This is a genomic window from Microvirga arvi, from assembly GCF_016892765.1.
GTDB classification, from domain to species: domain Bacteria; phylum Pseudomonadota; class Alphaproteobacteria; order Rhizobiales; family Beijerinckiaceae; genus Microvirga; species Microvirga arvi.
Genome location: NZ_JAFEMD010000015.1, coordinates 1 through 19,041, shown reverse-complemented (window position 1 = coordinate 19,041; position 19,041 = coordinate 1). Strand labels below are relative to the sequence as shown.

The 19,041-nt window shown below is 64.8% G+C and carries 15 protein-coding genes; 4 read left to right on the top strand and 11 right to left on the bottom strand.

The window, feature by feature from the left end; all coding sequences use genetic code 11:
* Positions 1 to 26: 26 nt before the first annotated feature.
* Complete coding sequence (locus tag ILT44_RS11280; protein ID WP_239468124.1) at positions 27 to 1,082, top strand: bifunctional transcriptional activator/DNA repair enzyme AdaA; 1,056 nt, start codon at positions 27 to 29, stop codon at positions 1,080 to 1,082.
* A gap of 8 nt (positions 1,083 to 1,090) precedes the next feature.
* A complete protein-coding gene (locus ILT44_RS11275; protein WP_204239677.1) occupies positions 1,091 to 1,855 on the top strand; it encodes an isocitrate lyase/PEP mutase family protein in 765 nt (254 codons plus the stop codon).
* A 314-nt stretch (positions 1,856 to 2,169) separates the two neighbouring features.
* Here the strand turns inward: ILT44_RS11275 and ILT44_RS11270 are convergent, their stop codons facing one another.
* The gene (locus tag ILT44_RS11270; RefSeq protein ID WP_305070690.1) at positions 2,170 to 3,369 is read right to left on the bottom strand and encodes an MFS transporter; all 1,200 of its coding nucleotides are present in this window, start codon (positions 3,367 to 3,369) and stop codon (positions 2,170 to 2,172) included.
* Between the two features lie 300 nt (positions 3,370 to 3,669).
* Here ILT44_RS11270 and ILT44_RS11265 point away from each other — a divergent pair, with 300 nt between their 5' ends.
* Complete coding sequence (locus tag ILT44_RS11265; protein ID WP_204239675.1) at positions 3,670 to 4,875, top strand: CAP domain-containing protein; 1,206 nt, start codon at positions 3,670 to 3,672, stop codon at positions 4,873 to 4,875.
* A gap of 70 nt (positions 4,876 to 4,945) precedes the next feature.
* On the opposite strand, the gene ILT44_RS11260 is transcribed toward ILT44_RS11265, so the two are convergent.
* Positions 4,946 to 6,220, bottom strand: a complete 1,275-nt coding sequence (locus tag ILT44_RS11260; protein ID WP_239468116.1) for a dicarboxylate/amino acid:cation symporter — start codon at positions 6,218 to 6,220, stop codon at positions 4,946 to 4,948.
* A gap of 194 nt (positions 6,221 to 6,414) precedes the next feature.
* Here ILT44_RS11260 and ILT44_RS11255 point away from each other — a divergent pair, with 194 nt between their 5' ends.
* A complete protein-coding gene (locus tag ILT44_RS11255; RefSeq protein WP_204239674.1) occupies positions 6,415 to 7,521 on the top strand; it encodes a serine hydrolase domain-containing protein in 1,107 nt (368 codons plus the stop codon).
* Here the strand turns inward: ILT44_RS11255 and ILT44_RS11250 are convergent, their stop codons facing one another.
* The 9 genes from ILT44_RS11250 to ILT44_RS11210 form a co-directional block, all read right to left on the bottom strand.
* Positions 7,522 to 8,244, bottom strand: coding sequence for an LrgB family protein (locus ILT44_RS11250; protein WP_204239673.1), 723 nt, complete (start codon positions 8,242 to 8,244; stop codon positions 7,522 to 7,524).
* Positions 8,241 to 8,633, bottom strand: a complete 393-nt coding sequence (locus ILT44_RS11245; RefSeq protein WP_204239672.1) for a CidA/LrgA family protein — start codon at positions 8,631 to 8,633, stop codon at positions 8,241 to 8,243. Before ILT44_RS11245 ends, ILT44_RS11250 begins: the two co-directional genes overlap by 4 nt.
* A 53-nt stretch (positions 8,634 to 8,686) precedes the next feature.
* Positions 8,687 to 10,684 (bottom strand): RNA polymerase sigma factor RpoD, encoded by a 1,998-nt coding sequence (gene rpoD / locus ILT44_RS11240; protein WP_204239671.1) that lies wholly within the window; start codon positions 10,682 to 10,684, stop codon positions 8,687 to 8,689.
* A 193-nt stretch (positions 10,685 to 10,877) separates the two neighbouring features.
* Complete coding sequence (gene dnaG, locus ILT44_RS11235; protein ID WP_204239670.1) at positions 10,878 to 12,770, bottom strand: DNA primase; 1,893 nt, start codon at positions 12,768 to 12,770, stop codon at positions 10,878 to 10,880.
* A 130-nt stretch (positions 12,771 to 12,900) separates the two neighbouring features.
* The gene (locus tag ILT44_RS11230) at positions 12,901 to 13,989 is read right to left on the bottom strand and encodes a sensor histidine kinase (protein ID WP_204239669.1); all 1,089 of its coding nucleotides are present in this window, start codon (positions 13,987 to 13,989) and stop codon (positions 12,901 to 12,903) included.
* Between the two features lie 2 nt (positions 13,990 to 13,991).
* Positions 13,992 to 15,488, bottom strand: coding sequence for an ATPase domain-containing protein (locus ILT44_RS11225; protein WP_204239668.1), 1,497 nt, complete (start codon positions 15,486 to 15,488; stop codon positions 13,992 to 13,994).
* The gene (locus ILT44_RS11220) at positions 15,478 to 15,828 is read right to left on the bottom strand and encodes a HigA family addiction module antitoxin (protein WP_204239667.1); all 351 of its coding nucleotides are present in this window, start codon (positions 15,826 to 15,828) and stop codon (positions 15,478 to 15,480) included. The genes ILT44_RS11225 and ILT44_RS11220 overlap by 11 nt, the downstream gene beginning before the upstream one ends.
* Before the next feature lie 317 nt (positions 15,829 to 16,145).
* On the bottom strand, positions 16,146 to 18,305 hold the full coding sequence (locus ILT44_RS11215) for a PAS domain-containing sensor histidine kinase (protein WP_255549707.1): 2,160 nt from the start codon (positions 18,303 to 18,305) through the stop codon (positions 16,146 to 16,148).
* A gap of 289 nt (positions 18,306 to 18,594) precedes the next feature.
* Entirely contained in the window at positions 18,595 to 18,837 is a 243-nt protein-coding gene (locus tag ILT44_RS11210; protein ID WP_204239665.1) for a hypothetical protein, read from the bottom strand.
* Between the last annotated feature and the right edge of the window lie 204 nt (positions 18,838 to 19,041).

Below are 19,041 nucleotides of genomic sequence, written 5' to 3'. Positions count from 1 at the left end.
CTCTGCGCTAGAACATCGTCATGCCCATGCTTCGTGACGACGACACCCTCTTTGCCGCTCTCATCGCCCGCGATCCCTCTTACGAGGGGTTTGCCTATGTGGGCGTGAGGACGACAGGCATCTTCTGCCGCCTGACCTGCCCGGCCCGTAAGCCGAAGCGCGACAACGTCGTGTTCTTTGCCTGCAGGGACGCCGCCCAGGAGGCGGGCTTTCGCCCCTGCCTGCGCTGCAAGCCTCTCGACATCAAGCCGCCCACGAGCGGAGCTCTCCAGTCTCTGAAGGACAGGATCAAGGCGGAGCCCGACAGGCGGTGGAGTGCGGGAGACCTGAAGGCCCTGGGCTACGATCCCTCCACCGTGCGCCGCGCCTTCCAGCGCGAGTACGGCATCACCTTCACGCAATATGCCCGGTCGCAGCGGCTGGGTCTCGCCATCGGCACCCTGCAGCAGGGAGGCTCCGTCATGGAGGCTCAACTCGATGCCGGCTATGAATCCGGCAGCGGCTTTCGCGACGCCATCAGCAGGCTCATCGGCGACGCGCCGATCCGGTTGGCGACGCGCTCCATCCTCACGGCGCAATGGCTCGACACGCCCATCGGCGCGATGCTGGCCGTGGTGGACGATGCGGGGGTGCACCTGCTCGAATTTGCCGAACGGAAAGCGCTCCCGAACGAGATCAGGCGCCTGCGCGAACGCACGGGACCGATCAGCTTCGGGCAGCATCCGATGCTCGACAGGCTCGCCGATCAGGTGGCACAATACTTCTCCGGCCGCCTGCCCTCATTCGATATCCCGGTCGTCCAGGAGGGCACCGCGTTCGAGGCCGGCGTCTGGGATGCGCTGCGTCACATCCCGTTGGGGCAGACGCGCAGCTATAGCAAACTCGCCCGTGTGATGGGCCGTCCCGATGCCGTGCGAGCCATCGCGCGGGCGAATGGCGCCAATCAGGTAGCCATCATCGTTCCCTGCCATCGTGTCATCGGCGCCGACGGGTCGATGACCGGCTACGGCGGAATGATCTGGCGCAAGCAATGGCTGCTCGAACACGAGCGCCGTATGGCAGCAGAACAACAGCAAACCTGAGGTGAGACATGTCCGATCAGAAGACGAAGGCTCAAACGTTCAAGGCGCTCCACGTTCCGGGCCGTCCGATCATCCTGTTCAATGCCTGGGATGCCGGCAGCGCCAAAGCCGTTACGGCGAGCGGCGCGAAGGCGATTGCGACCGGCAGCTGGTCGGTTGCGGCAGCGCATGGCTTCGACGACGGCGAGCACATGCCGTTCGATCTCGCCCTCTCCAACCTGGAGCGCATCGTGACCGCGACCGGTCTTCCGGTGACGATCGATCTGGAAAGCGGATACGGGACCACGCCTGAGGACGTCGGTGCCACCGTCGCCCGTGCGCTGCAGGTCGGCGCCATCGGCTGCAACCTCGAGGATAGTTCTCGCGAGACCGGCCCGTTGCGCATGGCGGCAGATCAGGCCTCCCGGCTCAAGAGTGCGCGGAACGCAGCCGAAAGGCTGGGCATTCCTGCGTTCCTGAACGCACGCACCGACGTGTTCCTCGCTGCCTCGTCGGATATGCATGAAGGCCTCGTCGAAGAAGCTCTCCAGCGTGCCCGCACCTATGCCGATGCCGGCGCGGACGGGCTGTTCGTGCCGGGGCTCGTCGATGAGAAGCTCATTGCGCGCGTCGTCGAGGGCTCGCCCCTGCCGGTGAACATCATGGCGAGCGCCTCGGCGCCATCCGCGGTGCGGCTTGCTGAACTCGGTGTCGCCCGCATCAGCCATGGACCCGGACCGTACCGGATGATGATGAAGGCGTTGGAAAGCGCCGCGAGGGCAGCCCTGCTCTGAGGTGCCGCCTTGGGCTGCTTTCCCCTCCCCCTTGCGGGGAGGGGCAGGGGTGGGGGTGGTGCGACCGGATGAGACGTCTCCGTCATGGCCGGGCTTGTCCCGGCCATCCCGATACGGTGGGGCTCAGTGCTTTTCCGATCGGGATCACCGGCACAAGGCCGGTGATGACGAGGTAGAGAGCATTGCCTGTACTCATCATGAGCAGCGCTCCGACTTTGCGACCCCCACCCTTAATCCCTCCCCGCAAGGGGGAGGGAATCCCGCCAACCTTTTTGGGACAGACTTTGAGGAAGTCCGGGAATCGATGCGGAAACTTAGAGGCGCGCCTTCTCGATCTTCGGCAGGAAATAGGCGAGAAGCCCGATCGCCGGCAGGAACGAGCACACCTTGTAGACGGTCTCGATGCTCGTCATGTCGGCAAGCTGTCCCAGCGCAGCGGCGCCGAGGCCGCCCATGCCGAAGGACAAGCCAAAGAACAGGCCGGCGATCGTGCCCACGCGGCCCGGCACGAGCTCTATCGCATAGACGAGGATGGCCGAGAAGGCGGAGGCCAGCACCAGACCGATGATGACGCTCAGCACCGCCGTCCAGAACAGATTGGAATAGGGCAGCAGGAGCGTGAAGGGCAGGACGCCGAGGATCGAGATCCAGATCACGTAGCGGCGTCCGATCCGGTCGCCGACAGGGCCGCCGAGAAGCGTGCCCGCCGCCACGGCCCCGAGGAAGATGAACAGGTAGACCTGCGCATCCTGCACCGACACCTGAAACTTCGAGATCAGGTAGAAGGTGTAGTAGCTGGTGAGTCCCGCCATGTAGAAGTTCTTCGAGAAGACCAGCAGCATCAGGATCGTGATCGACATCATGATGCGCTTGCGCGGCAGCGAAGACATCCTCTGCACCGCTTTCGGCTTTGCCTTCAGCTCCACGAGCTTGGCCTGGTACCAGCGGCCGACTGAGAACAGGATCAGCATCGCCAGAAGCGCCACTGCGGAGAACCAGGCGATGCTGCCCTGTCCGAAGGGCACCACGATGAAGGCCGCGAGCAGCGGCCCCAAAGCCGTGCCCGCATTGCCGCCGACCTGGAACACCGATTGCGCCAGCCCGTGCCGTCCGCCCGACGCCATGCGGGCGACGCGGGAGGATTCCGGATGGAAGACCGAGGATCCCATGCCGACGAGGGCCGCACCGAGAAGCAGCATCGGATAGGAATGGGCCTGCGAGAGCGTCAGCAGCCCGATCAGGGTGAAGCCCATGCCGACCACGAGCGAGAAGGGCTGCGGCCTGCGGTCCGTAAAGGTGCCGACCAGTGGCTGCAGCAGCGATGCGCTCATCTGGAAGGTGAGCGTCAGCAGGCCGATCTGGCCGAAGTCGAGGCGGTAATTGGCCTTCAGGATCGGGTAGATCGCCGGAAGCAGCGACTGGATCAGGTCGTTCAGCAGATGGGACACGCTGATGGCGGCGAGGATCGGGACCGCGACCCTCTCCGCCTGGGTCTGGAGGGATGCAGCGGGCATGACAGGTGATTTGGTGTCCATCGAGCGTTCTTTGTTATCGGTTCAAGCCTTCAGGCTTGCCCCTTCCGGGCGGCGTTTCCAAGCTTCCTATAGACCAGAACTGGACGCCGATCCCCTTCCGATGCTGCAATCCAGGGCTACGGCCTAGGCGGGGCAGAGTTCCCGTTCCTGCGGAGCACGTCTGGCAGTTGAAACAAAATGTCATCGAGGTCACAACTTTTTCCCATTTGGGATTTAATGCAACAAACCAAGCAATAAGCCCGGCAATCGGGAACGTTCATAAGAAACAAGGGGTATTTCATGTCTCAGGCCACGTCATACGAGCAGCTGATGCTCGAGCTGGTGAATCGGGAGCGCGCGAAGACCGGAGCCCAGCCGCTCGCGTTCAACGGCAACCTCAACGATTCGGCGGACGCGCATAGCAGCTGGATGATCTCGGCCGATGTCTTCGACCACACGGGGCTCAGCGGCTCCTCTCCGCACGAGCGCATGGTCAAGGCAGGCTACAGCTTCACCGGATCGTGGGCCTCGGCGGAAAATATCGCCTGGGCCAGCCTGCGGTCTCCTGCGGGCCTCCAGGACGAGGTGGAGCTCCTGCACACCAACCTGATGAACAGCCCGGGCCACAAGGCCAACATCCTCAACGGCAGCTATCAGGAGATCGGCGTCGGCTTCCAGACCGGCGGCTACCTGACCTGGGACGCGGCCTTCGTCACCCAGAACTTCGCCCGCTCCGGCACCAAGACCTTCCTGACCGGCGTCACCATGGACGACAAGGACGGCGACCGGTTCTATGATATCGGTGAAGGGCTTGGCGGCCTCACGGTGACGGCCGTGAGCTCGACCGGAGCCAGGTATACTGCCATCACGGAAGGCGCAGGCGGCTACAGCCTGGCCCTGACGGCAGGCACTTACACGGTGACCTTCTCTGGCGGCGGTTACTCCCCGGTGACCAAGCAGGTGGCTGTCGGATCCTCGAACGTGAAGCTCGATCTCATCGATCCGGCCGGGGGCACGACCAGCAGCGGCACGATCAACGGCACGGCGGCCGCCAATACGCTCTCCGGCACCTCGGCCGCCAACACGATCAAGGGCCTGGGCGGCAACGATAAGCTCTACGGCAAATCCGGCAACGACAAGCTTTACGGCGGCACCGGCAGCGACGCGCTCGCGGGCGACAGCGGCAATGACCGGCTCTATGGGGATAGCGGCAAAGACAGGCTCAACGGGAGCAGCGGCAACGACACGCTTACCGGCGGTTCCGATGCGGACAGCTTCCGCTTCACCGGCAAGTGGGGCGCCGACAAGATCACCGACTTCAGGAACGGCGTCGACCGCATCGACCTGCGCGGCAACGGCCTGAGCTTCGGTGAACTCAGTATTGCCCGAGGTCATGGCGACGGCGACGGCGTGGCCGATGACGTGATCATCAAAGCGGATGGCCAGTCGATCGCGCTGCTCAACGTGAAGGTCTCGCTGATCGGCGCCTCGGACTTCCTGTTCTGAGCGCATCGCTCAGGCCAATAAAAAGGCGGGCTCAACGGCCCGCCTTTTTCGTTGTCAGCCGCTGCAGCCCTTACTCAGCCGCGACGAGAACCGCCTCGCCGACCGGGGCGTGCGTTTCGACAGCGCCGTCATAGACGGCCTGGTCGAGGACGCCCTCCTCCTTCGCCACGAGCACCGGCACGAGCACCTGCCCGGTGACGTTCGTCATGGTGCGCATCATGTCGACCACGCGGTCGATGGCGATGATGTAGCCGATGCCTTCCAGCGGCAGGCCGGCGGTGCTCAAGGTGAGCGTCAGCATCACGATGGAGGTGCCGGGCACGCCGGCGGTGCCGAGCGAACCGAGCACCGCGGTAAGACCAATCAGGACATACTGCGTGAGCGAAAGATCGAGCCCGAAATACTGCGCGATGAAGATCGACGCGATGGCGGGATAGATCGCGCCGCAGCCGTCCATCTTCACGTTGGCGCCGAGGGGAACCGCGAAGCTTGCATAGCTCTGCGGCACGCCGAGCTTCTCGACCGCGACGCGCAGGGACATCGGCAACGTGGCGAGACTCGACGAGGTGGCGAAGGCCATCTGCATGGCCGGCGCAGCACCGCGGAAGAAGCGGCCCACCTTCAGTCCATGCAGCTTCAGCAGGCCGCCATAGACCACGATGATGTGGAACAGGCAGGCGAGATACATGGCCGCGATGAATTTGCCGAGCGGCAGCAGCGAGGACAGACCGTAGCGACCGACGACCCAGGCGATCAGGCCGAAGGTGCCGATGGGCGTGAGCTGCAGCACCCAGCGGGTGATGCGGAACACGAGCGTGGCGCCCTGATCGACGAGGCTGCGGATGCCTGCGGTCTTCTCGCCGAGCGAGACGAGCGCCGCGCCGACGATGCCTGCGAAGAACAGCACCTGCAGCACGTTGGTGTCGGCCATGGCCTTGATCGGGTTGGTCGGCACGATGCCGATCAGCACCTCGAGCGGCGTCGGGATGGTGCGCGGCTTCACTTCGCCGAGCGGCAGGTTCGACAAGCCGATGCCCGGGTCGATCAAGTGGCCGAACGCGATGCCGACGAGCACGGCGATCGTCGAGGTCGCGACGAACCAGAACAGGGTGCGCAAGCCCAAGCGCGCCACGTTGCCGGCCTCCGCGAGCTTCGCCACGCTGGAGGTGATGGTGAAGAACACGAGCGGGATCACGATCATCCGCACGAGGTTTAGGTAGATGTCGCCGAGGGGCTTGAACCAGATTGCCGCCTGCTCCCCGGCGAGGACGCCGGCGAGAATGCCAAGGGCAAAGCCCACCGCGACCCGCTGCCAGAGCGGGCGGGTAAACCACGAACTTATCATGTGGATTGCCTTATATTTACGAAGTAGGATGCAAATAAGCGATCTGGCTCCTAAGAGCAAATGTCGCAGGCGCAGGGCTGACGATGGGTAAGTGCATGGTTTGCATCGGGTCACATTGGCGTGTGATCGGTTGTAGCCGCGGAACGCAGGTCCATCTGGAGGCTTGTTCGGCGACAGCAGGATAACCGCCAGCCATGCCTCCCTTCCCCCGCCTCGACCTCCGAGTCGCCGGATTCGCGCTCGTTCTCATGGTCGTCGGCAGCCTCGGTGCGGCCGCTCACCCCGCCTCCCCGCCCCAGGCTGTCACGCCCGACGCCCGGCTGATCGAGGAGACGGTCGAGCGGGCCGAGGGCCTGCCCAATCTCCGCACGCTCATCGTGTCCCACAACGGGACCGCCCTGGCGGAACAGGCGTTCAAGGGGGCCGGACTCGCGCGGTCGACGAACATCAAGTCGGCCTCCAAGACCATCATGTCGGCCCTCGTCGGCATCGCCATCGAGCGTGGGGTGCTGCTGGGCGTGGGCCAGCCGGTGGCCTCGATCCTGGAGCGGAGCGTCCCGGCAGACGCCGATCCGCGCGTGAGGCAGATCACCATCGGGCATCTGCTCTCCATGCAGGCTGGGCTGGAGCGCACCTCGGGCCGCAACTACGGCGCCTGGATCAGCAGCGGCAACTGGGTGCGCGACGCGCTCTCGCGGCCGTTCGTGGATGAGCCCGGCGGGCGCATGCTCTATTCCACCGGCAGCACGCATCTCCTCTCCGCCGCGCTCACCACGGCCTCGAAGCGCAGCACGCTGGAGCTCGCCCGCGACTGGATCGGCGAGCCGCTGGAGATCACCGTCGCGCCCTGGACCCGCGACCCGCAGGGCATCTATCTCGGCGGCAACGAGATGGCGCTCTCGCCGCGCGCACTCCATCGTTTTGGCGAGCTGTATCGCCAGGGCGGCACGATCGACGGCAGGCGCGTGGTGTCGGAGAGCTGGATTCGCGAGTCGTGGACACCGCGCACATCCTCGCCCTTCACCGGCGACCGGTATGGCTACGGCTGGTTCATCCGGGACATGCGCGGGCATACGGCCTATTACGCCTGGGGCTTCGGCGGGCAGATGCTGTACGTGATCCCGAGCCTCGGGCTGACCGTCACAATCACCTCCGATCCGACCGAGCCGTCACGCGAGGACAATTACATTGGGCAGCTTCACGCCCTCGTCGCCGACGGCATCGTGCCGGCGCTTCTGGCGAAGCCGGACGATACGACCGGCAGCATCGGACAGGACGATAAACGAACCCCGATGCCGTGATCAATCCAGCAGCAGCCGCAGAACGAAGGGCAGAAGCAGCGCCGTCACCAGCGCATTCAGCCCCATGGCGATGCCGGCAAAGGTGCCGGCCAGCGAATTGACCTGGAAGGCGCGTGCGGTGCCGATGCCGTGGGAGGCCAAGCCCACGGCAAAGCCGCGGGCGCGCCAGTCCTTCATGCGCAAGGCGTTCATCAGGGGCGTGACCATGATCGAGCCGGTCACGCCGGTCAGCATGATGAGGATCGCGGTCAGCGAAGGATCGCCGCCGAGCGCCTCCGTGATGCCCATGCCGACCGGGGCGGTGACGGATTTCGGGGCGAGCGAGACGAGGATGGGGTCCGGCATGCCGAAGAGCTGCGCGATGGCGACGGCCGAGACGATGGCCGTCACCGAGCCGACCACGAGCGCCACCATCATCGGCACGATGGAGCGCAGCACGATGTGCCGGTTCTCGTAGAGCGGGATGGCCAGCGCCACCGTCGCGGGGCCGAGCAGGAAATGAACGAACTTCGCGCCCTCGAAATAGATGGGATAGGACGTGCCGGTCGCCCACAGCACGAGCGCCACGGCGACCACCGCGATCAGCACCGGATTGCACAGAGGATGGCGCTTGAAGGCCAGCGAGATCCGGTCCGCGATCACATAGGCGCCGAGCGTCACCACGAGCCAGAGCAGCGGCGTCTGCGAAAGATAGACCCAGAGGGAGAAGGCTGAATCGGTCACCGTTCCTGCTCCGGCGTCTCGATGGAGGAGCCGCTGAGGCGCGACACCACCACGAAGGTCACGACGGTGACGACGAGGGTGACGAAAGTCGAGACGACGAGAGCCACCGCGAGACCGATGCCGTATTCCGCCAGCACGTCGAGCCGCTGGACGACGCCGACGCTCGCCGGAATGAACAGCAGCGAGAGATGGGCGAGAAGCCCCTTGCCCGTCGAGTCCAGCGTCTTGCCGAGTTCGGGCACGCTCGTCGCGATCCGGCCCCGCAGGCTCAGGAAAACGAGCAGGAACAGCATGCCGAGCACCGGACCGGGCATCGGCCAGCCGAGCCCACCGGCGACGACCTCGCCCAGGAGCTGGCACAGGAGAATGACGGTGAGGCTGATGATCATGAGAGCGGTCTAGAACGAAAAAGGCGGGTCCGAAACCCGCCTTCCTGAGTGTCTCAATTATCGAGGAAGCTTCTGAGCTTTCGGCTCCGCGAGGGGTGCTTCAGCTTGCGCAGGGCCTTCGCCTCGATCTGGCGGATGCGCTCGCGGGTCACCGAGAACTGCTGGCCGACCTCCTCGAGGGTGTGGTCGGTGTTCATGCCGATGCCGAAGCGCATGCGCAGCACGCGCTCCTCGCGCGGCGTGAGCGAGGCGAGCACCCGCGTCGTCGTCTCGCGCAGGTTCGACTGGATCGCCGCGTCGATCGGCAGGATCGCGTTCTTGTCCTCGATGAAGTCGCCGAGATGCGAATCCTCCTCGTCGCCGATCGGCGTCTCGAGGGAGATCGGCTCCTTGGCGATCTTGAGGACCTTGCGCACCTTCTCCAGCGGCATGGCCAGCTTTTCCGCCAGCTCCTCCGGGGTCGGCTCGCGGCCGATCTCGTGCAGCATCTGGCGCGAGGTGCGGACGATCTTGTTGATCGTCTCGATCATGTGCACCGGAATGCGGATCGTGCGGGCCTGGTCGGCGATCGAGCGGGTGATCGCCTGCCGGATCCACCAGGTGGCATAGGTCGAGAACTTGTAGCCGCGCCGGTACTCGAACTTGTCGACCGCCTTCATGAGGCCGATATTGCCCTCCTGGATCAGGTCCAGGAACTGCAGGCCGCGGTTCGTGTACTTCTTGGCGATCGAGATCACGAGGCGCAGGTTCGCCTCGATCATTTCCTTCTTCGCCTGACGGGCCTCGCGCTCGCCCTTCTGCACCATCATGACGATGCGGCGGAATTCCTGGATCTCCAGGCCGGTCTCGCTCGCCAGGTTGTGGATGTTCTCGCGCAGATCGTGGATGCCGTCCTTCGCCCTGGCGACGAAGTCCTTCCAGCCCTTGCCGCCGAGCTTGGAGACGCGCAGCACCCATTTCGGGTCGAGCTCCCAGCCCTGGTAGTGCTTGAGGAACTCCTCGCGGGCGACGCCGTGGCTCTCGGCCAGGCGCATCAGGCGGCCCTCATGGGAGATGAGGCGCTTGTTGATGTCGTAGAGCTGCTCGACCAGGGCCTCGATGCGGTTGTTGTTCAGCGACAGCGACTTCACCGACGCGACGATATCCGCTTTGAGCTCCTTGTACTTGCGCTCCTGGGCCGGGGTCAGCTGCTTGTTCTGCATGCGCTGTTCCACATGCTCGACCTGCAGGCGGCGCAGCTTCTTGTAGTTGTCGGCGATGGAGTCGAAGGTCTCGAGAACGCGCGGCTTCAGCTCGGCTTCCATGGCCGAGAGCGACACGTTGTTCTCCATGTCGTCGTCGTCGAGATCGCCCTCGGGCGGCGTCATGCCCTCCTCGGTCTCGGGAGCCTCCTCCTCGGCCTCGCCATCGCCCAGGGCGTCGACCTTGGGCGCGCCCTTGCCGTCGGGGCCTGCATAGGTGGCCTCGAGGTCGATGATGTCGCGCAGGAGCACCCGGCCCTCGACGAGCTCGTCGCGCCAGATGATGATGGCCTGGAAGGTCAATGGGCTCTCGCAGAGCCCTGCGATCATCGCCTCGCGGCCGGCCTCGATGCGCTTGGCGATCGCGATCTCGCCCTCGCGGGAGAGAAGCTCCACCGAGCCCATCTCGCGCAGGTACATGCGCACCGGATCGTCCGTGCGGTCGGTCGGCTCCTTGGCCGTGGTCTCGCGCACCGCGACGGCACGGGTCTGCGAGGCCTCGACGAGATCGCCGCCCTCGGCCTCCTCCTCCTCGGCCTCCGGCTGGGCATTTTCGTCAGTCTCTTCGGACTCGACTACGTTGATGCCCATCTCGGAAAGCTGGCCGAGCACGTCCTCGATCTGCTCCGAGTTGAACTCCTCGGGAGGCAGAACCTCGTTCAGCTCATCATAGGTGACATAGCCGCGCTTCTTCGCGAGCTTGATCATCCGCTTGACGGCGGCATCGCTCAGGTCGAGCAGAGGCCCATCGCTCTGCTGCTCTGTCGTCGTCGTATCACCTTCGTCGCCGCCGGTTGTCTTCGTTGCCATGCTTTGCTCAACTCCAGCGCTTCGCCCATCCCCCCTACAGGACCTGCGATGCGCGAATGGGCGGCAAGCTCAGGGCTCCACCACCCGAAATTCATTCCCGACTATAAACAGCAAGTCGCTTGACTAACCGTTAACCATCCCCTGCTCAAACTTCCGCAACTGCTCAGCTTGCAGCATTCTGACAAGACAGACGTCAGTGACCCCCTGGGGTTCCTGCATTGTCCATGTCGGCCTCGGCACCCTCGACGGAGGACAGCTGGTTTTGGACCTCCCGCAACCAGGCGAGATTGGCCTCATTGTCCTCTTCGGCGAGTGCGCGCTCGGCAGCCCGAAGTTCGCTATGTAACGTGCGTGCGCGGCGATGCAAGGTGATGGCTTGCCTCAATGCGTCCTCAAGACGCAAGGGATCCGCGTGAGGATCGAGCATCCACCGGTCGCCAGGACGGACCAGAGCCGTCAGCCTGTCGGCCTCGGCTGTGAGGCCGGCCCGCTCAAGGCGGGCCTTCATGACCGTCAGGTCGGCAGGGTCGCCGCTCGCCGCTCCATCGAGCAGGAGATTACGCACCATTTGGGTGGTGCGGCGTTCAAGTTCAAGATCCGCAAGGGTTTCTGCATGATTTTGAAGGAGTTCCGGGTGAGCCAGGAACGTGCAGAGGATCATCGCTTCCCGGGGACTCTCGGCCGTCCCGCCGGCAAAAAGCGCGCTGCGGGCGAGCATCGGCGAGACGCTCAGGCGGGAGCTTGGCGTCATCGGCTGGGGCTTCTGAAAATCGCGCCGCCCACCCGCATTCTGGCGGTTGAAACGGCTGGGCCTGGTGTCGGGACTCAAAGCCGCAAGGCGGCTATCCACATCCTCCCGGTAGTATTTCTTCAGGGTTTCATCGCGAATCAGTGCCAGTGATTCGCGAAGCCGCCGCTCCAGGGCCGCCCGCCGCTCGGGGGTGTCGAGGGGCCCCGCTTCAAGCTCCCGGGCCCAAAGCACGTCCACCAGGGGCCGGGCTGCCGCGAGCACCCGCTCGACGGCAGCGCCGCCGCCCGCGCGGGCGAGATCGTCCGGATCCTGCCCCTCGGGAAGCATGGCAAAGCGCAAGGATTTCCCTGGCATCAGGTTCGGCAGGGCCACGTCGAGCGCCCGGTAGGCCGCCCGCTGACCGGCCTTGTCGCCGTCGAAGCAGAGGATCGGCTCCTCCGCGAGGCGCCAGAGCAGCGTGAGCTGGTCCTCCGTGAGCGCCGTGCCCAGCGGCGCGACCGCGTGGGGGAAGCCCGCGACGCTCAGCGAGATCACGTCGACGTAGCCCTCCACCGCGATCACCGTGCCCCGGTCATGGGCCGGCTGGCGGGCGAGGTGGTAGTTGTAGAGGAGACGCCCTTTGTTGAAGAGCGGAGTGTCGGGGGAGTTGAGGTACTTGGCCGGCGCGTCGGCGCTCATGGCGCGCCCGCCGAAGGCGATCACCCGGCCGCGCAGGTCGCAGATCGGGAACATGACCCGGTCGCGGAAGCGGTCATAGGGGACCTTCACATCCTCGCCCGCGATCAGGAGCCCCGCCTCCACCATCATCTCGATGGGCACGCCCTTGCCGGCGAGATGGTCCCGCAGGGCAAACCGTTCGGGGGGAGCGTAGCCGATGCGGAAGCGCCCCTGCGTCTCCCGGCTTAAGGAACGGCCGGCAAGGTAGTCCCGAGCCTTGGCGCCCAGGCGGTCCTGCAGGGAGGATTCAAAGAAGGCGGCCGCCATCTCCATGACGTCGTAGAGGCTCTTGCGCTTGACCTCCTCCTGCCGATCCTCCTGGGAAACCTTGGGCAGAGGCACCCCCGCTTCGCCGGCGAGCCGCTCCACGGCCTCGGGGAAGGAGAGCCCCTCGGTCTCCATGAGAAAGGTGAAGATGTCCCCGTGCTTGCCGGAGGAGAAGCAGTGGTAGAACTGCTTCTGGTCGTTGACGTAGAAGCTCGGCGTCTTCTCCGCGTTGAAGGGCGACAGCCCCTTCCATTCCCGCCCCGCCTTCTTCAGACGCACGCGCTTGCCGACGACGGCCGAAACCGGCAGCCGGGCGCGGATCTCTTCCAGAATTTGGGGTGGGTATCGCACGAGGCGTCTTTCTCCAGACCTGTCCATAACCTAGGGCGGAGAGGGTGAAGAAATTATCCGAACGGCAAAGCTTTTCTGTGCCCGCAATCCACAGGGCAGCCCCGCCATGCATTCGTGGAAAGCTCGGGATCTACGTCACAGGGGCGTCGACCGTGCAGACGACGCCGGTGGGAGCAAACGCAATCTCCACCTGGCCATCCAGATCATTCGCCAGACTGCGTTCGATGAGACGGGATCCGAACCCGCGCCGGCGCGGCGGGATGACGGGCGGCCCGCCGGCCTCCGTCCAGCGCAGGGTCAATCTGGGAGGCGCGGCCCCGTTCTGCACCTTCCACGACACCTCGATGGTGCCGGTCTTGTTCGCCAGGGCGCCGTACTTCACCGCGTTGGTGGCCAGCTCGTGCATGGCCATGGCCAGGGCGAGCGACATGCGAGGCGTCACGCGCACATGCGGACCGGTGATGTGGATCCGGTTCTCACCCGAGGTCTGGTAGGGCTCGAGAGCCTTCTCGATGACTTCCACCAGGTCGGCCCCGTCCCAGCTCTCACGGGTGAGAACGTCATGCGCCCGGGACAGGGCGAGAAGCCGCCTCTCCAGCGCATCGCGCGCGCCCTCTTTCGTGTCCGACGTGCGCAGGGTCTGGGCCGAGATGGATTGCACCGTCGCGAGGGTGTTCTTCACCCGGTGGTTCAGCTCATCGATGAGCAACCGTTGATGCTCCGCGGCGCGCTTCTCCTTGTCGAGACCGGCCCTCAGGCGCTCTTCGCCCTGGTGCAGGTCCTCAAGCCTTGCGCGGGCCTCGTATTGCCTGCGTCGCCCGCGCAAGGCCGATCGGGCGACGCTCACCAGCGTTCCCGGGTGGAAGGGACGCTCCAGGAATACGACATTGCCGAGAACATCGGAGAGACGCGCCAGGGTCGGATTGCGCTCGATGCCCCCGCCGCGAAGGGTGAGGAGCACGAAGGCGAAATCCGACCACGGGGGCTGATCCGAGAGCCAACGGGACAGATCCTTCAGGTCCGCCGTGCGGAGCGCCTCGTCGGTGATGATCGCAAAGCCCGCACCCTGCGCAATCCCGCGCACGAGCGCCGGCATGTCGGGGCAGACCTCCGACGCGATTCCGACGCTGCGCAGGATGTCGGCGGCGATCGCCGCATCGCGCCCATGGGGCGCCAGGATGATCGCGCGCTCCGAATGCGGGTGAAGAACGTCTTTCATGCTCAACGATCTTTGAGCAGCTGCGTGCGGTCGCCGTCGGTGAAGACCGGGGTGCCGCGCAGAATGCCTTGGAAGCCCTCCAGGGGTTCGCCGAGGCCGATACCCTTGTTGGTGATCCGCATCTCGCGAATGGTGTTCTCGTGCGAACCGAACCGCTTCTTGATGATCGAGATCGCCCGCCGGACCTGACCGAACGCTTCGAAGTAGCGCAGCAGGATCACGGTGTCGGCGAGATACGTAACGTCGACGGGGGACTTCATGTCGCCCACAAGCCCGTGCTGCGCAACCGTCAGGAATGTCGAGACACCTTGCCGGTTCAGGTATTGCAGCAGCTCGTGGATGTGCAGGGTCAGAAACTCCTCTTCCGGCATGGCGGCCTGGTAGCCGTTCAGGCCGTCGATCACGACCGTCTTCACGCCATGGCGATGGATCTTGGTGCGCACCCGGTCGGTGAATTCGCCGGGCGAGAGCTCGGCGGCATCGACCTGCTCGATGAACAGGTTGCCGGAGTCACACAGTGCCACCAAGTCGATGCCGATCAGCTTGCACCGATCGATCAGGAGGCCGAGCTCCTCGTCGAAGATGAAAAGGGCCGCCTTCTCGCCGCGCTTGGCCGCCGAGATGGCGAACTGCACCGTCAGAAGGGATTTGCCCGTGCCGGCCGGGCCCATCACCAGCGTGCTCGAGCCCTGCTCGATGCCGCCGCCGAGGAGCTCATCGAGCTCGCCGATTCCGCTCGTGAGGACATTGCGGACAAAGTTCGTCTTGTGCTCGCCGGAGACGAGGCGGGGAAACACCTGAACGCCTCCTTCCACAATCACGTAGTCGTGGAACCCGCCCCGGAACGACTGGCCGCGATACTTGATCACCCGCAGGCGGCGGCGTTCGGCACCGTAATTGGGCGTCAGCCCCTCCAGGCGGATCACCCCATGGGCGAGGCTGTGAACGGTCTTGTCGTTGGTGTCCGTGGTCAGATCGTCGAGGAGGAGGACCGTCGCGCCCTGGCGCGCGAAGTAATGCTTCATGGCCAGGATCTGGCGGCGGTAGCGCAGGGAGCTCTGCGCCAGAAGGCGGATCTCCGACAGGCTGTCGATCACGATGCGGACCGGCTTCACTCGGTCGATGGCTGCGAACACGGCCCTGGTGGTTTCGCCGAGTTCGAGATCGGACGAGTAAAGCAGGCTCTGCTGATGCTCTTCGTCGAGCAGGTTCTCCGGCGGCACGAGCTCATAAACGTGAACGCTGTCGCCGAGGCTCCAGCCATGGGACGCCGCGCCGTCGCGCAGCTCCGACTCGGTCTCGGACATGGTGATGTAAAGCCCGGTTTCTCCAGCGTTAGCCCCGTCAAGCAGGAACTGGAGGGCGATGGTGGTCTTGCCGGTGCCGGGACTGCCCTCCAGCAGGTAGACGTGGCCAGGGGACAGGCCTCCGACGAGGATGTCGTCCAGGCCCGCAACTCCGGTCCGAGCTTTGCGGGAAGGCTGAGGCTTAGCGGCCATGGCGAAGTCCAATCTCAGCCTGAAGGGCAGCCGGGAGGGTGTGGGTCGGGATCAGCCCGATAATCCCTGTGAGCGCCTGCTCCGCGTGCCACAGGTCGTGCTGCTGCTGCCGGTCGAGCCAGAAGCGGGGTGTCGTGCCGGAGAGGCGGGCCAAGCGGGTCGCCATCTCGGGACTGACCGCCGCCTTCCCGGCAAGAACCCGGTGCAGGGTCTGACGCGCGATGCGAAGCTCGCGGGCAGCCTGGCTGACGGAGAGACCGAGGCCGGGCAGGACCTGATCACGAAGGATCCACCCCGGGTGGGGCGGAGCCACTGGGAGAGCGTCTCGGGAGTGGGGCATGATCCAGCCTTTGCTATGCCGACTGTAGCGTTATGGGCGACAGGTCGCGAAAAACAAGAGCTTGGCAAAACGGCTGACCAGCGATCGCAGAGCCCCGGACGATTTTCCTTGAGGCTTGCACCTCCTCCGAAAGGATTCTGCAGCGTGGCGGCAAGAGTCCTGAAATTCCTAACGGCCCAATGCCAGCCTGATGGCTTGCAAGAACAAGAACGAAGCTTTTTGGAGTCACCAAGATTGTCATTGGCGGCACCGGCAGCGACCACCTTGGCGGCGGGTAGACAAGCGTCGTGGCTCACATCCAGGATTAGGATAGGTGATCAGGCGGAGCCCTCGGGCAGCGGAGCCTTGATCGTGCAGACGACGCCTGCCGGAACATAGGCAAGGCTCACCTCGCCCGCGAGCTCCTGCGCCAGGCTGCGCTCGATCAGTCGCGTCCCGAATCCTCTGCGTGCAGGCGGCGCGACGAGCGGACCTCCCTGCTCCTGCCAGACAAGAGCGAGGTGCCTCGGTTCACCGGGCATGATCGTCCACGAGATCGAAACCTGCCCCGCTGACACCGACAGGGATCCGTACTTCGCCGCATTGGTCGCAAGCTCATGCACCGCCATGGACAGCGCGAGCGCCATGCTCGGCGTCAGCCGGACACGCGGCCCGTCGATGTCGCAGCGTCCGCCCGATTGACGGCAATAGGGTTCGACGACCTCGCCGACGATCTCGCGAAGCTCCGCCCCTTCCCAGTTGTCACGGGTGAGGATGTCATGGGCGCGGGCCAGGGCGAACAGGCGATTCTGGAACGCCGTGAAACTCGAACCGCTCGTTTCCCCTGTATCGCGGAAGCTCTGCATGGCGATCGACTGAACGGTGGCGAGGGTATTCTTGACCCGATGGTTGAGCTCGTTGATGAGGAGGCGCTGGCGCTCCTCCCAGAGCTTGCGCTCGGTGATGTCGAAGGCAACGCCCATGGCCCTGACGTCGACACCTCCCGCCGGCTTGGGCGTCAATTCCAACTCCGCCCTCACGAGCAGCCAATGGTGTGAGCCGTCGGGCCAGATCACTTCGAGCTCTTCCTCCGCATAACGCTCACCCCGGCCGAGGGCTGCTGCGGCGGCTGCCCGGAGGCGGTCCTGAGCACCCGGGGCATAGCGCGACCTGATCTCATCGACGGTCGGGGTGGCCGCCTCCGGGAAACCGAGGAGACGGTTGAGTTCGGGAGAGGTCGAAACGGAGTTGGTGCGCGTGTCGCTTTCCCACACCGCCATCCGGCCGGCATCAAGGGCCACCCGCAGGCGGGCCTCGCTTTGGCGCAAGGCCGTCTCGGCCTCCCGGCGGGCCGTGAGATCGAGGCTCACGGAGGCGATCGTTTGCGGCTGTCCCATCTCGTCGTGGATGAGGGTCACCGTGTTGCTGACCCACACGGCCGAACCGTCCGGTCGAATGTAGCGCTTTTCGATCTGGAACGGCTCGCCGGTTTCGACAGCCTTCTGAAACAGGCGGAGGTTCTCGGGCAGGTCGTCGGGATGGGTGATGTCCTGCATGCGCCGACCGCTCAGGAGCTCCTCGCGGGTATACCCTACGAGCTCGCAGAAGCGGTCGTTGATCCGGAGAAAGCGCCCCGTCGGATCGACCTCGGAAAATCCGGCAGCGGATTGGTCGAAGATCGCAGCGAAATGAGCCTCGCTGTCGCGCAGCGCGGCCTCGCGCCGCTTGCGCTCGGTCAGATCGCGCGCCAAGCCGATCCGCACCTTTTGGCCCTGCCACGTGCTGGGCCGTCCCACGAATTCAGCCGGGAAGACGGAACCGTCCTTGCGGATGGCCTCGATCTCGTATGGCTCCTCGTTATCGAGGGCTCCCTTCTCCTGGAGAAGGGCGACACTCCTCGGCGTTACGAAAGCCGTGCTGGGGCGCCCCACCACATCGGCAACATCGTCGTAGCCGAACATGCGCGCATAGGCGGGATTGCAGTCGAGAATGACCTTGCCGTTGTGGATGACGACGCCTTCCCGCGTCTCCTCCGAGAACAGCCGGTAGCGAGCGTCGCTCTCCTGGAAAGCTGTTTCGGTCCGAACCTGTTCGGTAACGTCGAATCCCTGGGCGAAGATGCCTGTCACTCTCCCCTGGTCATCCGCCACGGGTTGATAAACGAAATCGATATACCGGGTCTCCGCCGGGGCGTCCGCCTGCCGCTGGAAGGCAATAGGCATCCTCCGTCCGATGAACGGTTCGCCTGTCGCATAAACCTTGTCGAGCACGGCGACGGTGCCCTGCTCTTCAAGCTCCGGCAGCACATCGCGTACCCTTTGTCCCAGGACGTCGTGCCTGCCAACGAGATCCAGGTAAGCCGGGTTGGCAAACTCGAACACGTGTTCGAGCCCGCTGACGATCGCGATCATGCCTGGGGCTTGCTGAAAGAAGAACCGGAGACGGTCCGTGGACGCATCGGAGGAGGATGGCGTGAGCGAGCCTGGCTTACCGTGCATCGCGCTCACCGTCGGCGTGTCTCGTGGGCGAGGCGGCCTTCCTGCCGGAGGTCCGATTGCGCCAACAGGCAGCGGGCAGGTCGCCTCACGCCGATACGGTGGTGCTGATCCCGCCTCACCTGGGCGACGGATACAGTCCATTCACAGGTCGGGAAGCGGATGATGATCAACGGGCGGGACATGGAGCAGAGGACAAGGTGAACTCGAATCTGCCTAGCAGCAAAGCCGCGACTTGAATATCGGCCGATAGTGCCGGTCGCTGCGGCGCTTCGCCCTTATGCTGCGTTTCCTACAGGTTGAGGATGGGCAGGACTTTCGCGGAGCCATGAGCTTGCAGATCGAGCTCATAGGCCATGACCTCTTCCTGCGTGAGTTCACGCAGCGTTTCGGCGGATGCATTCGGACCGGCTGCCTGTGCCGCCACCAGCTCGGCATCACGTTCGTCGCGAGCGACGACCACCAGGGGTGCCGTCTTCGCCTCCTGATCGCCAGGCTGCGTCACTGTCACGGTCACACCAAATCCCTTGTTCATCCAAGCACTCCCTGCAGGGGCTTCCCATATGGCTGCCAACCGCTTTGACATGAGCCTGTCCATAGACGGCCAATCCCTGGGGCGAGTTCCGGGCGGGTGCTACCGACTCGGGAGGCATACGAGTTATGTTCTCATTTTGTTCTTGACAATCATCCTAAGCTGGGCTATATCGTTGTCTTAGATCTGGTCCTGTCGAGGGGCGCG